The organism is Pedobacter sp. GW822-FHT03F06, from assembly GCF_058801365.1.
Genome location: NZ_JBXANE010000001.1, coordinates 592204 through 608942, shown reverse-complemented (window position 1 = coordinate 608942; position 16739 = coordinate 592204). Strand labels below are relative to the sequence as shown.

General features: G+C 41.5%; 6 protein-coding genes. All 6 read left to right on the top strand.

Features of this window, described 5'->3' with window-relative positions:
* The 6 genes from AC1RJ8_RS02335 to AC1RJ8_RS02310 all read left to right on the top strand — a co-directional run bounded on the left by AC1RJ8_RS02335 (window position 1) and on the right by AC1RJ8_RS02310 (window position 16673).
* On the top strand, window positions 1-3024 hold the full coding sequence (locus tag AC1RJ8_RS02335; protein WP_492951960.1) for an efflux RND transporter permease subunit: 3024 nt from the start codon (window positions 1-3) through the stop codon (window positions 3022-3024).
* Window positions 3025-3658: 634 nt separating this feature from the next.
* Window positions 3659-6811 carry a SusC/RagA family TonB-linked outer membrane protein gene (locus tag AC1RJ8_RS02330; protein WP_492951961.1) on the top strand — a complete coding sequence of 1051 codons (3153 nt, stop codon included), beginning with the start codon at window positions 3659-3661 and terminating at the stop codon, window positions 6809-6811.
* Window positions 6812-6822: 11 nt separating this feature from the next.
* Window positions 6823-8298 (top strand): RagB/SusD family nutrient uptake outer membrane protein, encoded by a 1476-nt coding sequence (locus tag AC1RJ8_RS02325; protein ID WP_492951962.1) that lies wholly within the window; start codon window positions 6823-6825, stop codon window positions 8296-8298.
* A gap of 25 nt (window positions 8299-8323) precedes the next feature.
* Entirely contained in the window at window positions 8324-9979 is a 1656-nt protein-coding gene (locus AC1RJ8_RS02320) for an arylsulfatase (protein WP_492951963.1), read from the top strand.
* A gap of 18 nt (window positions 9980-9997) precedes the next feature.
* A complete protein-coding gene (locus tag AC1RJ8_RS02315; RefSeq protein WP_492951964.1) occupies window positions 9998-11647 on the top strand; it encodes an arylsulfatase in 1650 nt (549 codons plus the stop codon).
* Between the two features lie 1354 nt (window positions 11648-13001).
* The gene (locus tag AC1RJ8_RS02310) at window positions 13002-16673 is read left to right on the top strand and encodes a YobI family P-loop NTPase (RefSeq protein WP_492951965.1); all 3672 of its coding nucleotides are present in this window, start codon (window positions 13002-13004) and stop codon (window positions 16671-16673) included.
* Window positions 16674-16739 lie beyond the last annotated feature (66 nt).

Here is a 16739-nt window from a genome sequence, read left to right as displayed (position 1 = left end):
ATGAACAAGTTTTTTATTTCTCATAAAAACCCAATCCTTGCAGTATTAGTCATCATACTGGTTGGCGGAGTATATGCTTTCAGTCAGCTAAAAACAGGGCTTTTTCCAGAAATTACTTTTCCAAAGATCAAGATTATTGCTGATGCAGAACTCCAGCCGGTTGATAAGATGGTAGTTACCGTAACAAGGCCTTTAGAAAATGCGGTAAAACAGGTGCCCGATCTTCAATTGGTTAGGAGTACCACCAGTAGGGGCAGTTGCGAGCTTTCTGCATTTATGAACCCCGGGGCCGATATCGATCTGAGCCAGCAACGGATAGAATCGCAGATTGCCAAAATTAGTGCTTCATTGCCAGCGGGGGTTAATATTTCGGTAGAGAAGATGAATCCGTCTATCCTTCCGGTAAGTGGATACAGCTTAGAAAGTCATAATTATTCGTCCGCTGAGCTTAAAAAAATCGCTACCTATACGGTAAAACCTTTTCTTTCGCAAGTTGATGGCGTTTCTGAGATCCGTGTAATTGGCGGTAAGCGCAAAGAATACTGGCTGGAGCTTGATGTGCAGAAAATGCAGGCGCTTGGAATTGCTCCAGATCAGATCAACAATGCACTCAGCCAAACTAATTTTATAAAATCTAATGGCTACCTCACCGATCACAATTACCTGTATCTGTCTGTAACCGATGCTACTGTAAAAAACAAAAGCGATCTGGAAAATCTGGTGTTGAGCAGAAAGGGCAACCGGATTATCAAGGTAATGGATGTTGCCAAGGTAAATATTCAGCAGAGTGTAGAATATACCCGCATCAATGCCAACGGGAAAGATGGAATCCTGATTGCCGTAATCAAACAACCCAATGCCAACCTGGTCGATCTTTCTAATGAGATGTTTACCAAAGTAGAACAATTGAAACACATCCTGCCAGCGGGAGTAAGTATTAAACCTTATTATGTACAGGCCGATTTTGTAAACGAATCGGTAAAAAGTGTACGTGATAGTTTATTAATTGGTTTGGCATTGGCCATTTTGGTGGCTATTATTTTTCTGAGATCGTTCAAGGCAAGTGTTACCATTTTAATTACCATCCCGGTTACGCTTTGTTTAACCATAATAGTGCTTTATTTTATTGGGTATTCGCTCAATATCATGACCCTTGGTGCCATTGCAGCGGCCATAGGTTTAATTATAGATGATGCTATAGTGGTGGTAGAGCAGATTCATCGCACACATGAAGAACACCCCGAAGAGCTTACCATGAGGTTATTGAGCAAGGCGGTGACTTATCTTTTCCCGGCCATGTTAGGGTCTTCCATCAGTACGATCGTGATATTTGTTCCTTTTGTACTGATGACGGGTGTTGCAGGTTCTTATTTTCAGGTGATGACCAATACCATGATCATTACCCTGGTTTGTTCCTTCTTTGTTACCTGGATTGGTTTACCTGTGATTTATCTTTTACTTACCCGTAAAGGGGGCAGTCATGCAGCAAGCAGCAAGAAAGTAGTAGTACATGAGGTTAAATCGCAAAACTGGGTGCGTTATTTTATACAACGACCTTATATCTCAATCATATTTATGCTCGGACTGATCGCATCGATTCTGCTCGTTTTCCCACATTTAAAAACCGGATTTCTCCCCGAAATGGATGAGGGTAGTATTGTATTGGATTATGCTTCACCTCCAGGTACTTCACTCGAAGAAACCGACAGGATGCTTAAACAGGTAGAAAAGGAAATTGTTAAAATTCCAGATGTTCAGGCGTATTCGCGGAGAACAGGAACACAGATGGGTTTTTTTATTACCGAACCCAATACTGGCGATTACCTGATCCAGCTGAAACATAACAGGACAAAAAGCACTGACGAGGTGATCTCGGAGATACGCACGCATATCGAAAATACACAACCTGCATTGGTAATCGATTTCGGGCAGGTAATTGGCGATATGCTGGGCGATTTAATGAGTTCTACCCAGCCCATCGAGGTGAAGATTTTTGGCAATGATCAGGAAAAACTGCAGGTTTTATCTAAAAGGGTAGCCAATCTGGTTTCGCATGTAGATGGTACAGCCGATGTATTTGATGGCATTGTACGCTCCGGGCCAACGGTAAATATTCAGCCCAATTTTAATATGCTGGTGCAGTATGGTATTAGTCCGGTATCCTTTCAATCGCAGCTCCAAACCGCAATGCAGGGAACTTTAATTGGCGATTTATACGATAAACAACAGCTTTCGCCTATCCGCATGGTTTACCCTGGAAGCAGAACTTTTAGCGTGGCTGATATCAGTAAGCTTAAAATTTTCTTGCCCGATGGAACAACAGTACCCATTCAGCAAATGGCCAAGGTTGATCTTAAAGCAGGAATTGCCGAAGTAGCAAGAGAAAACCTGCAAACCATCGGGGTAGTTACTGCAAGGCTCGATAACCGCGATCTTGGTAGTGTAATGAAAGATCTTCAGAAAGCCATAAATGCCAATGTAAACCTGCCTTCGGGTTACCACATCGAATATGGTGGTGCATATAAAGAACAGCAACAATCGTTTTCCGAACTGTTCACCATTCTTATCGCATCGGGTTTGCTGGTGTTTAGCGTAATCTTATTTCTATTTAAAGATTTTAAAATTGCTTTTCTCATTTTATTGATCTCGGTGCTGGGCCTTTCTGGGAGTTATTTAGCCTTGTTTTTAACCCATACCCCCCTAAACGTAGGCAGTTACACCGGGTTAATCATGATTGTGGGCATTATCGGCGAGAATGCGGTATTTACCTTTCTACAGTTTAAAGAATCCCTTGCCAAACAAAGTGTTGATGATGCCATAACCTTTGCCATCTCTACCCGGTTACGTCCAAAATTAATGACTGCATTTGGGGCAATTATCGCCTTATTGCCTTTGGCTTTAGGTATTGGAGCCGGTGCACAATTGCATCAACCCTTGGCTATAGCCGTAATTGGCGGTTTTATAGTGGCTATGCCTTTATTGCTCATTGCTTTACCAAGCTTAATCAGGGGGATTTATAAATAGTAGAGCGGAATATAGGCTATTGGGTTAAGCTTTTTAACAGTTAATGTTTATTTATATCTATAGAGAACAAATGAATTTTATTAATCTATAAATTCTATAGGATTTATAGAATTAAATATTATATTTGCCTGCCACCTGCAAATAACGATATGAATAAATTTTACTTTCTTTCATTTTCTACCTACGCTATCCACTGTTCGAATTACCACGAATCAATGCGAATGTGTTGTTGTTACGCGTAAACTTATTGTAAAATGGCTTTCTAAATGGCCAGGCGCTCAACAATAATGCTTTGACTTACCAGTCATAAACTAAAATATATCCTTATTATGAACTTTGCCTTATTTTACAGGACATCTCTTGTAATCATTCCTTTGTCTGGTTTTTTCAAGCCAGATCCGATATTACTTAACAGATATGCAGAACAAAATTCATTTGGTAATAAATGAGCAGGTATGGTATTGATACAGAAAAAACAAACCATTAAACAATAGGAGGATAGCATATAAGAATTTTACAAACTATATAAAAACGGGGAAACACAGCTGTATCTCCCCTGGATTAAATCATCGAAACAGGTCTTCAATTGGCGTTGGTACCTGAATCAATTTACCACTTAACCTTAAACAAAAGTATGCAAAAATTTGAAGAAGTCAGGTGGCCCTATGGGTCGGCTTCGCAAGTCTCGTTACCAGTTTTCGGACAGGAAAAGCCTGTTCGATCCAGATTATCAGTTCGTTCCTTACGCACCTTGCGCCATTTAGGAATGTTAATTATCGCTCAATTTATTTTTTCGATTGCGGTTAAAGCACAAACCGTACCGCTCATTAACTCTACCCTCAGCGGTTTGGTTACCGATTCGAAAACCAAAGAGCCCATCCCGGGTGTTGTGGTCCGCATCAATGGAACTACCCACTCTGCAGCAACCGATAATGAAGGTAAATTTAGGTTCGTAACCGGGCAGAAGTTTCCTTATACCTTAACCGTAAGTTACATTGGTTATAAAACCATCGAAATTATTGCAAATGGAAGTCCGATTGAAATTAAACTAGAAGAAGCTGCCAACCAGCTCGATAATGTGGTGGTAGTGGGTTATGGAACGCAAAAGCGGAGTGATATTACAGGTTCCGTTTCCTCCATTTCTAAATCGGCATTAAAACAACCATTAAGTTCGGTAGATCAATTGTTAAAAGGGGCTGCGGCAGGTGTGCAGGTTACCCAAACATCTGGTCAGCCGGGTGGTGGTGTAAGCATCCGTGTAAGGGGTGGGAGTTCTGTACAGGGTGGAAATGAACCTTTATATGTGCTTGATGGATTTCCTTTGTACAACAGTTCGGCTTCGGCAGGCACGTTGAGCGGTACGCCGCTTAACCCATTGGCCAGTATTAATCCTTCTGACATTGAAACGGTTGATATTCTAAAAGATGCTTCTGCAACGGCGATTTACGGTTCGAGAGGAGCCAATGGTGTCGTGATCATCACTACCAAAAAAGGGAAAGCAGATCGTAGCGCAGTTACCTACGAAGGAAGTTACGGTACGCAATCGTTAAGAAAGAAGTTAGACCTCTTAAATGCCCACGATTTTGCTTTGCTCCGAAACGATGCTTTGTACGATACCGATCCAACCAAAGGCCGTTTCCAGTATTTGAGCCAGGCGCAGATTGACCAGCTGGGTACAGGAACAGACTGGCAGGCTCAAGCATTCGAGCGTGCACCAACCCAGAACCATCAACTCACCATCAGTGGCGGTAACCCAAAAACACGTTACCTTATTTCGGGAAATTACTTTGATCAGGATGGTATTTTAAAGAATACCGATTATTCGAGGATCAGTATCAGGGCCAATGTAGATGCCCAACCCTTTGAGAAATTTAAAGTAAGTGCAAGTATTACCGGGAGCAAGGCCGATGCCAATGTATCTCCTTCGGGCATTATCAATGGCCTGTTGATTATGCCTGCTACCGCTTCTATTTATGATGCTTCGGGTGCTTATACGCTTCGTAATCCTTTCGAAAATATATTTGCCAACCCAATTGCTTCATTAAAAGAGCAGATCAATAAATCAACCACCAATAAATTTTTGGGAACAGCATTTGGAGAATACACCATTATTGAAGGACTGAATTTAAAAGTATTGCTCGGTGCTGATGTAAACAGCGTAAATGAAAAGAATTATATCCCATCAACCATTTATGAAGGAAGTACCATTGGTGGTTCTGCCGGAAAGGGAACTTATAATTCTTATTCCTGGTTAAATGAGAATACCCTTTCGTACAATAAAGCTTTTGGTAAACATGCTTTAGATGCGGTAATCGGTTTTACGCAACAGGAATTTTCCAGCGAAACCACCAGGGCAAATGCCCAGAAGTTTGTAACCGACGATTTAACCTATAACAGCCTGCAAAGCGGTGCAACTTTGGTAGCGCCTTACTCTGATGCCACAAGATGGGTATTACATTCTTACCTGGCCAGGGTAAATTACAGTTTTGATAATCGTTATTTCTTAACATCAAGTATCCGTACCGATGGTTCTTCCCGCTTTGGCAAAGGAAACAAATGGGGTTATTTCCCTTCAGCAGCGGCTTCATGGAAAATCAGTAACGAGAAATTTTTCGAGTCCTTACAAAAAACAATCAGTGAGCTTAAGGTACGTGCCAGTTTCGGAACAACAGGAAACCTGGAGATTGGTCAATACCAGTCTTTGGCAACCTTATACAGTCTCAACTATGTTTTTGGTGGTACCACCGCTACGGGTTTTGCACCTAACCGCATTGCGAACGATAAACTGGGCTGGGAAACTACCCATCAATACGATGCTGGCCTGGATATCGGCTTTTTTAACAACCGCATCCAATTAACGTTAGATGGTTACTACAAGAAAACCAAAGATTTATTGTTAAATGTAGAGATCCCCTGGACAACGGGTTATGGTACATCGCTACAGAATTATGGATCGGTATTAAATAAAGGATTCGAAATTGGCCTGAATACCCGCAACCTTACCGGCGCATTTATCTGGAATACCAATTTAAACTTTTCTGTTAACCGGAATGAAGTGCTGAGTATTGGCAATGGTGCACAGTCGTACATCAGCGGAAACTACATTGTAAAAATTGGTGAACCTTTAGGCAGCTTTTATGGTAATGTAACCGATGGAATCCTGCAAACAGGGGAAGAAGCTACTAAAGGTAAATATACAGGTAGCGCGGTGCCAAAACCGGGCGATAGGTTGTACAAAGATATTAATGGCGATGGTTTGTTTACCACTGCTGCAGATAAAGCCATTATTGGCAATGCACAACCCGATTTCATTTTTGGCTTAACCAATAATTTCGAGTACAAAGGGTTCGATCTGTTAATATTTGTACAAGGCTCATATGGTAACAGCATTTTGAACTCGAATATGCAAACCCTGGAGCTGTTTACCGGGCAACAAAATGCCTCGGCCACCGCTCTAAACCGCTGGACACCAAGTAATCCAAGTCAAACCATTCCAAGAGCCAAATTAGATCCTGCACCTGTATTCTCCGATCGTTTTATCGAAAGCGGTTCTTTTTTGAGGTTAAAAGATGTATCACTGGGGTATACCTTGCCAAAAAAGATCGCTGCTAAGGCCAAGTTATCAAATGTATATTTCTATGTAGCCGGGCAGAACCTCCTTACCTGGACAAACTATTCAGGCTTCGATCCCGAAATTACCTCTGGAAGTAATGTATCGCCAGGAACCGATGCCGGTATTTACCCCATCGCCAGATCGGTTAGGGCTGGTTTAAGGTTAACATTTTAATCTATATCGCAATGAAAAAGATAAACTTAATATATGCATCCATTTTAGCAGTAGCACTCTCGGCCTGCTCCAAGCTAGAAGAAGATCCCGATGCTGTGCTTGTTACGGCACAGTTTTATCAAAATGAAAGTCAGGCGGTTTCTGCTGTTACGGCCAATTACCGCAAACTTTACGAAAGTGGCCAGTCGCTCTACAACAGTTTAATGCAGATTGGCGTAGAAATGGCTACCGACGATTATGAAGCAGGGCCAAGAGCCAGAAATGCACATGTTAGGGCCATATCTGGCCTAACCCACGATTCATCGAACGATAGGATGGAGCAGCTGTGGAAACAAAGCTACGATGCCATTAACGCTTCGAACATCGCCATCGATAAAATTGCACTGATTGATGAATCGAAAATCAGCTCAGCTGTTAGAAAACGTTTAATTAACGAGTCGAAGTTTTTAAGGGCTTTACATTACTTTAACCTGGTACGCTGGTTTGGTGATGTACCCATTGTACTGCACGAAAATACTTCTTTAGCGCCCGAAGATTTATATGTACCCAACGCGCCCGAGGCTGCGGTATATGCACAGATCATTCAGGATTTAAAAGATGCAGAATCACTACCTGCACCGGCAGAATATAGCAGTAAAGATTTAGGAAGGGCAACTTCAGGCGCAGCCAAAAGTTTGTTGGCAAAAGTATACCTTACCCATAAAGAGTGGGCTAACGCTGCACAAAAAAGTAAAGAGGTAATCGACAGTAAATACTATTCGCTGTTTGCAAATTTTGCTGATGTATTTAATGTAGCCACAAAAAATGGTAAAGAGCATATCTTCTCGGCACAGTTTGTAGGTAACGCTGGCTTTCAGGGCAATAGTTTGGCCAGCCGTTCGGCCCCGGCAGATGTACCCGGTATTAATGGCGATTATGCCGATGCCTTGCATACCGCTGGCGGTTTGTATAGCAGTTTTGCCGATAACGATACCCGAAAGGCCATAACCTTTGTTACACAGATGGTGAGCCCTACAAATGGTCAGTTATACACTTTTTCACCGCAGTTTAATAAATATTACGATCCGGCTGTGGTGGGCAATCAATCGCAGTCTTCTAAAAATTTACCCATTATCCGTTATGCGGAAGTGCTTTTAATTTATGCCGAAGCCTTAAATGAAGTAAATAACGGGCCAAATGCAACAGCCTATGTCGCATTAGATGAAGTACGCCAGCGCGCTGGCATTGCCAAATTAGCCGATGTTTCTCCGGCATTAAATGTAGATCAGTTTAGAGATGCTGTTTTTCAGGAGCGCAGAAAGGAATTGGTTTTCGAATATCAGCGCTGGTTCGATCTGGCCAGACGGGGAGCCGATTATTATGTGGCCACACTCAAAGCAGCCGGAAAAACTTTAGCGGCCAGGCGCCATATTCATTTCCCTATTCCGCAACGCGAGCTTAACCTCAACCCTAAATTAAAACAAAACCCAGATTGGGTAAACTATTAACCGTTTTACACTAAAATTTAATCGCATGAATTTTAAACAAAAACATTCCACTTTGCCCATAGCAAAAGCATGTCTGCTGGCCTTTGGCTTATTGGTTGTGCAGGGGGCATATGCCCAGAAAAAGCAAAAACCAAATATTGTTCTGGTACTGGTTGATGATCTTGGTTTTTCAGATATTGGCCCTTTTGGCGCAACAGAGATAGAAACACCCAATTTGGATAAACTCGCTGCAGGTGGCCTAAAACTTAAAGAATTTTACAACAATTCGATCTGTGCACCTACCAGGGCATCGTTGCTTACCGGGCAGTACCAGCACAAAGCCGGTGTTGGCTTTTTTAACAATAACCTCGGACTGGCAGCCTATCAGGGTTTTCTGAACCGCGAATCGCTTACCCTGGCCGAGGTACTTAAATCAGGTGGTTACACCACGCTCATGGCAGGTAAATGGCACGTGGGCGACGATCGGAACCAATGGCCGAACCAACGCGGTTTCGATCATTTCTTTGGCTTTATTGGCGGTGCCAGCAATTATTACGAAATCGGAGAAAAAGGAACCGAAACCGTACCATTGGTTAAAGATAATGAACCGTATTTTCTGGAACCAGGAAAATATTTAACTGAAGAAATTACCAATAATGCGCTGGGTTTCTTAGATAACCAGCAAAAAGATAAAAAGCCTTTCTTTTTATACCTGGCTTATAATGCACCGCATTGGCCACTTCAGGCACTCCCGGCCGATATTGCCAAATATAAGGGCAAATATAAACTAGGCTGGGATTCGCTACGCGTACAACGTTACCGCAACGCCATTAAAAAAGGACTTATTGGTAGTGATCAGAAAATTGCCGCGCACGATGACCAGGTAAAACCCTGGAACAAGTTAACTTATGATGAACAGGAATATTGGCAAACCCGCCAGGAAGTTTATGCCGCCATGATCGATCATGTAGACCAGGGTGTTGGCCGTTTGCTGGCTAAACTAAAAGAACTGAAGCAGGACGAAAATACCCTGATCATTTTTATTTCAGATAATGGCGCTCAGGGCGGCAATGGTACCAGGCCTTACACCCAACGCACCACTGGCCCTGTAGGTACAGCCGGATCGTACGAAACGCAGAACAGCAATTGGTCGCAAACGGGCAATTCGCCACTTCGAAATTATAAAGGCGCGCCGTACGAAGGTGGCATTAGTGCACCCTTTATTGCCTGGTTTCCGAATAAAATTAAAGCCGGAACAATTGCCAAAGGCACCGGGCATTTAATCGATCTTGCCCCAACTTTTTACGAACTGGCGGGCATCAATTATCCAAAACAGTTAAACGGCATAACCAGTAATGCCCTCGCTGGTAAAAGTTTGCTGCCATTGCTCAGCGGAGTAACCGATACCGTTCAGCGTGCTGCACCCTTGTTTTGGGAACGGGGTGGTAACAAAGCCGTACGCTGGGGCAAATGGAAACTCGTTTCTCCGGCAGGTTTAACCGAAAAATACGAACTTTTCGATATCGAAAAAGATAGGGCCGAAAATGCCGATGTGGCTGCTCAGCACCCCGAAATAGTAGCACAGTTAAAAGCCGCTTATGTAAAGTGGGCTGCAGAAAATGGAGTAGTAGATTACGAATTGCTTAAAACTGCGCCCGCCCGGCCTGCACAGGGAAATAATAGGGGCAATCAGAATTTTTAGTATTAAATAAAGAAAAAGATGAACAAAGTTATATTAACCTGCGTAGGTGCATTAATGGCCATTCAGGGTTTTGCGCAAAATGCCAGGCCGGCAAAGCCGAATATTATCCTTATCCTGGCCGATGATCTGGGTTATTCAGATCTTGGCGCCTATGGCTCAGAAATTAAAACACCCAATTTAGATCGCCTCGCCAATGAGGGCCTTCGGCTAAAAGAATTTTATAACAACTCCATTTGTGCACCAACGCGTGCTTCCTTGTTAACAGGGCAGTATCAGCATAAAGCAGGGGTAGGGTATTTCGCCAACGATCTGGGGCTTCCGGCCTATCAGGGTTACCTCAATAAAGAATCGCTTACCCTGGCCGAGGTTTTAAAAACCCAGGGTTACAATACTTTAATGTCGGGCAAATGGCATGTGGCCGGTAAAGAACTTAGTTTTCCCTGGCAGCGTGGCTTCGATCACGTAATGATGTCGGAAAATGGAAGTTATTTCGATCAGGGCGATTACGAAGGGGGTAAAAAACGCGCATATACCATTGATGGGAAACCTTACCCATTAGAAGCGGGTAAATTTTACCAAACCGATGTAATTACCGAGAATGCCGTAAACTTTTTAGATCAAAGTGCTAAAGACAAACCCTTCTTCCTGTATTTAGCCTATACCGCACCACACTGGCCCTTACATGCTTTGCCTGAGGATATTGCCAAATACAAAGGCCGCTACGATAAAGGTTGGGATGTACTCCGTGCCGAAAGAATTAAAAAACAAAAAGAACTGGGTATTATTGATGGTAATTCTACCATCTCAGAAAAAGATGCCGATATCTATAGCTGGAACAAACTATCGTTCGATCAGCGCAGTCAGTGGGCCAAAAAGATGGAGATTTTTGCCGCCATGGTCGATCGTTTAGATCAGGGCATTGGCCAGGTATTAAATAAGTTAAAGGCAACCGGAGCCGATAAAAATACCATCATACTGTTTATTTCTGATAACGGTGCCCCTGCAGAAGATCTGGTAAAATGGTATAAAGGTGCCGTGCGCAATTCGGGCCCGGTGGGTACCATTGGTTCGTACGAATCGCAAAGTAAAAACTGGTCGTACGCTTCAAATTCGCCATTAAAAGCCTTTAAAGATTATATGTACGAAGGTGGCATCAGCTCGCCGTTTATTGCCTGGTATCCGGCTAAAATTAAACCGGGTACCCTAAAAAAAGGTACAGGTCATATTATCGATATTGCCCCAACATTTTACGATCTGGCTGGCGCTACCTACCCTAAAAGCTATCAGAGCATTACGCCGAATGCATTGGCCGGTAAAAGCTTGTTACCCGTACTGTTTGGCAACGATAACGAACTGAAACGCGATGAACCGTTATTTTGGGAACGTGCAGGCAATCGTGCCGTACGCGCTGGCAAATGGAAACTGGTATCTACATGGCCAGGCTACAACTGGGAACTGTACAATTTAGAAACCGACCGCGGCGAAACCATCAATGTAGCCCGGCAAAACCACGACGTAGTAAGCAGGTTATCGGTAGCTTATTTCGACTGGGCAAAAAGAACAGGTGTGGTAGATTTTGCCACGCTCGAGGCTAAAGAACCACCATCAATGAAAGAGTTCCGTAAAAGTAAAGTGCAGGAAGTTGTATCAGAGGGTTTCGGCTTTTAATCGTTTTTTTTAAAATGTCAGTCTAAGGGATAAAATATTAATGACAGGAGGTTTTTAAGGAGATAAATGATCTGGAAGTATCGTCATTTCGACCGTAGTGGAGAACCCGAAGGCTCTGCGAAGCAAAATCTTTTAATTTCATTTCAATAATTGATTCAAAGATCTCTCCATTCCGTTGCACTCCAGTCGAGATGACGACCTTTCTTTTGAATCTCTCAATGGTAGTCTGTCGAAGACCTTATTTGTAGCCTCCAACTCCTTCCTAATTTTGGAGGGGTTAGGGGGCTGCAATTATAAGAAACAAAAAACATTGTCATCCTGAGCCAGCCTGCACTGAGCGAAGCCGAAGTGAAGGACAAATGTTTTTTGTTTCGACTATTAAAAATACCTTCTATTAAATGTTGCGATTTTCATCGGTAGGTTTGGGGAGTGTGCAAACAGTTTGCGCATTTTTATTCGAAAACGAACATTCATACCTCCGTAGGTGCTGCAGCCCCGTTATGCACTCCAATCTTTTTATTGCAAATTTTACGTTACCAGCAGCAAGAATAGGAGAGATTACACTTATGCAATAAAAAGGATTTCCGTTGCTACCGGGTTTATGAACGAAGGGGTTGTGGTTCTTGGCCAAATAACCCGTCTTGTTAATAAATTATCTTCAGCCAAAACTTGTTAGAAATATGCAATTTGGCTGATAATAAATAAATATCTGCAGCCAAAATGATGTATTTAGTATATATATTGGCTGCGGATAAATATGGTTTTTGCTCCATTAAATTTCCATGATCGGGTGTGCGATAATATAATTCGCGGGTGCAATAATATAATTCGCGGGTGCAATAATATAAATCGCGGGTGCAATAATATAAATCACGGGTGCAATAATATAAATCACGGGTGCAATAATATAAATCACGGGTGCGGTAATATAAATCACGGGTGCAGTAATATAAATCACGGGTGTGATAATATAAATCACGGGTAGGATAATATAATAATTGGGTTTATTTAATAAACTGAGGCATTTGTAGTGTGCGAAACGAATTGTGATAAATATCTAATACAAAAAGTGATAGACCTAAATACATTTTAGTCCATATAGAAGTTATTTAAGGCTATATTTATTATCAATTTATATAAAAGTGACTAAAACGAAATGTGATAAATTAATAATTTCAAATGTTGATAAAACATATGATGACAGATATTTAAGTTTCGAAGGTCGACTCTAGTTGCAATTTAAAAAACAATCCTAATAAGTTCCTGCTCTCTGTCATCTATATTTTATTACAGGCTTTTTCACGATTTTAAAATTTAAAGGGAACTTGCTAGATTAGGCATAAATTAACGATCGATGAATACGCCCAAGCAAAGCCTTAAACAAAAGCTTATCCTGTACCTGGAAGAAAAACTTCTGACATTGAAGGTCAAATACTTTCCAAAAACACCTATTGAAAATCCTTTTCATCTTTCTGATTTAAGTGCCAAGTCAGATGCTGAAAAGTCAAAAGATTATTTGAAGGCACTGAGGTGGGCAATGGAAAATACAGATGTGTTCAATATCGCCCTCACGGGAGCCTATGGCTCGGGAAAGAGCAGTATTCTTCGGGCATTCAAAGAGAAATATCAGGATTACAATTATCTTCCGATTTCCCTAGCCTCTTTCCGTGATGAGATCGAGGAGCAGTATGAAAAGGATGGTGTAACGCACTACAGGATCAAGAAACCCAGCGAAACCGAACGCATCGAACAGCATAGGCTGGTGGAACTTAGCATTCTTCAGCAGATATTTTATAGGGAAACCGATGAACTCCTGCCAGAGTCTAGGTTCAAACGGATCAAGAAATTTGAGATCCGCAAACATTGGAAAAAACCTGTTTTTATGATCCTTTGGGGACTTTGTCTCTACTATGTTTCCAACCATGCGTTCCGTGAGGAATTCTATAGCTGGAAATCCATGGAACTATGGATAGAAGTACTGCTGTTTATCATTAGCGCGACTTTCTGTCTTTTCGGTACTTTCCGATTACTCATCGAGGGAATGAAGATTTTGGCCTTCGCCAAATTCAGTAAGATCAATCTTACCGGTGGGCAGATCGAGATGAGCAACGACATTTCCAACAGCATACTCAATAAGCACCTTGATGAGATCCTCTATTTTTTTCAAGTGCAGCCATACAATGTGGTCATACTGGAAGATCTGGACAGGTTCAACGATCCGGAGATCTTTACTAAATTACGTGAACTAAACCTGCTACTCAATAATTCTGCCCAGGTTGGCCGGCGCATTGTTTTTATCTATGCGGTAAGGGACGATATTTTTCGCGAAAACAACCGAACCAAGTTTTTTGATTTTCTATTACCGGTACTACCGGCGATTAACCATTCCAATTCCATCAATGTGCTAACAGATAACCTAGAAAAGGCAGGCCTTCAAGATCTTTTGAAGAAAAAGTTTCTATATGATATCTCGCTTTACATTAGTGATATGCGGATATTGAAAAACATCTTTAATGAATTCATGCTCTATAACAATCAGCTCACCGGCAGTAGTTTTGATCCTAATGAATTAATGGGGATGATTGTCTATAAAAATATTTACCCCCAAGACTTCGCCGCCCTACATGTTCACGAAGGGATGGTTTATTCAGTCATGTCACAAAAGTCAGAACTTACCAAGAAGATTTCCGAAGATTTATCAGTGCGTCTTGCTAAGGCAAAAGAGGAACTACAGTTCCTTCAAAATACAGTTGCTAATGGAATTAAAGAACTCCGAATGCTATATGTTCAGCATTTCATCAATAGGACAGCGAAGAAAGTTACGCTGATCAATGTTAATGGTAACAAAACCATTTCAGAGATGAGTGAGGATGAAAATTTCAAGGCCTTTCAAAACTCATCAAGAATCGGTTACTATTACTATGAGAACTATGGTAACGAAATTGCCGGAAGTGGGATTTCGTTCACAGAACTGGAAAAGTTAGTCGATCCTGTAAACAAATATGAAAAACGTGCCCAGCTGATAACCGATTCCAAAGCCAATGCCGAGAAAGGCCTGCAAACAGAGATCAGCGAGCTTATACGGAAAATTCAATTTATCTCTACACGTCCTTTTAAAATGTTATTGGCAGAAAACAAGTCAGCCTTAGGACATCTAAATGAAAAGTTCAGAAAGGAAAAACTACTCGTTTACTTGCTTAGGGGAGGCTATCTGAATGAACTGTACGAACATTATATGTCTTACTTTTATCCAAAGAGCCTTACCGATTCTGATATGGTTTTCCTGCGTGCGGTCCGCAACCAGGAAGCACTTAAACATAGTTATGGGCTTACCAATATCGAGGAGTTATTGCACCGTTTGGAACCAGAAGATTTTATACTGGAAGAACTGTTAAACTTTAATTTGGTCGATTATCTTTTCAAACATAAATCCATTTACCCAAAATTCATCAAGATCTTAAATGCCCAGCTAACTAACGCGTCGGAAACAAGCCTCGACTTTTTAAAAGCGTATTTATCGGTTACCACGCATTTTGATTACTTCATCCGTGTGCTTTATTTGAACTGGCAAGGGATGTGGGCCTATATTTCGAGGGAACACGATATTTCCCCAGAGATTATGGACAGGATCATGGCCTCCATTATCAGAACGGCAACCTTTGAAGAAATTGAAGCCATCAATGAAGATTTTCTGTTCACCAGATATATAATTTGGAAGACGGATTTTTTAACTTTCATGGATGAGAATTCGCTTTCGCAGAAAACCCGTGAAGTTATCAAGCATTTTGAGATTGTGTTTGGTGAACTTGACGATAATCAGGTGAATTCACCACTGTTCGAGGAAATCTATCATAATAACCATTACCAGATTAACGAACACATGATCAGCCTAATGGCGAGGAAAAAGGGAGAAGTGGAGATTAACGCTGAAGGATTGGCTACGGCAAATTTCACGACAGTCGTTGCATCGAGAGCTGACACCTTAATCTCTTACCTCAAATCGGATATCGAAAGATATTTGTCACGAGTCGGTTTAAAGCTTCCTGGCAATACCAAGGAATCCGAGGACACTGTGATATACTGGCTGACCGAGAATATTGGTGAAAATGAAAAGCTCAAGATCATCGAAATTCAAGAAGCCCAGCTTTCTGATTTTACAAAAGTTGAGCAGTCCTTATGGAAGCCGTTGCTAAATTCCAATAAGATCAGGCCGAACTGGGAAAATGTGCTAACTTATTTTGAGATGACTAGTCGGATTGATGACGATTTGACGACGTTTTTAAACGATGAAGAAAATTATAAGTTTCTTGCTACCGAGAAACTAGAAAACGAAGTATTCGTTATCGACATTATCAAAAGCGGGCTTTCGGATGCGGCCTTTGACAAGCTGATTCTTTCCATTTCAGAGCCGGTCGATGATGAGCCTATTTTTTCCTCTCTATCGGCTAACAGGCTAGATAAGCTGATCAGGCAGGGTATTATTAAACTTTCAGAATATAACTTTAACGGGATAAAAAGCAATCATTCCGATTTGATACCAATTTTGATAGAAAAAAATATTGGCGAGTTTTTTGAGGATACGTCACTTTATCCACTTTTAAGCGCTGACTATCTTGTTTTGATGGGTAGCGGGATTTCCTTAGAGGACAAAAGAAAGTTGGCAGAAGAAGTTCCTTATTCTGCAATACAGCAAAGCGCCGCACTTGCCGCGCACGTGATCAACCAGTTTTTAGGATCTCCATACGTCTCGCGGCCGTTTGAACTTATCGAAGCACTTCTTGGGCAGAATATATTACAAGAGCAAAAGGTGACCTTATTCGAAAAACACGTTCAGGATTTTAATGCTATGGATAATAGAATCTTGCTAGATCACTTAGGAGATAAGTTTGGGGAAATTAATGACCCTAATAAAACTCCATTCATTGCGCAAAACCCTATAAACAGATCAATTTTGGAAAAGTTACAGCACTTGGGAATCATCCGGATCTTTCCGGAGAACCGCAGTTTCTATCAGGTTTTCCACTAACCCTACATTGATTACAAGATGTATTTTCATGAATTATTTTATTAACATATCACAATTTGTTTTGGA

Bases quoted from the DNA above. Each gene is read 5' to 3' on its own strand.
- AC1RJ8_RS02335 (WP_492951960.1), top strand. From the start codon at position 1: ATGAACAAGTTTTTTATTTCTCATAAAAACCCAATCCTTGCAGTATTA.
- AC1RJ8_RS02330 (WP_492951961.1), top strand. From the start codon at position 3,659: ATGCAAAAATTTGAAGAAGTCAGGTGGCCCTATGGGTCGGCTTCGCAA.
- AC1RJ8_RS02325 (WP_492951962.1), top strand. From the start codon at position 6,823: ATGAAAAAGATAAACTTAATATATGCATCCATTTTAGCAGTAGCACTC.
- AC1RJ8_RS02320 (WP_492951963.1), top strand. From the start codon at position 8,324: ATGAATTTTAAACAAAAACATTCCACTTTGCCCATAGCAAAAGCATGT.
- AC1RJ8_RS02315 (WP_492951964.1), top strand. From the start codon at position 9,998: ATGAACAAAGTTATATTAACCTGCGTAGGTGCATTAATGGCCATTCAG.
- AC1RJ8_RS02310 (WP_492951965.1), top strand. From the start codon at position 13,002: ATGAATACGCCCAAGCAAAGCCTTAAACAAAAGCTTATCCTGTACCTG.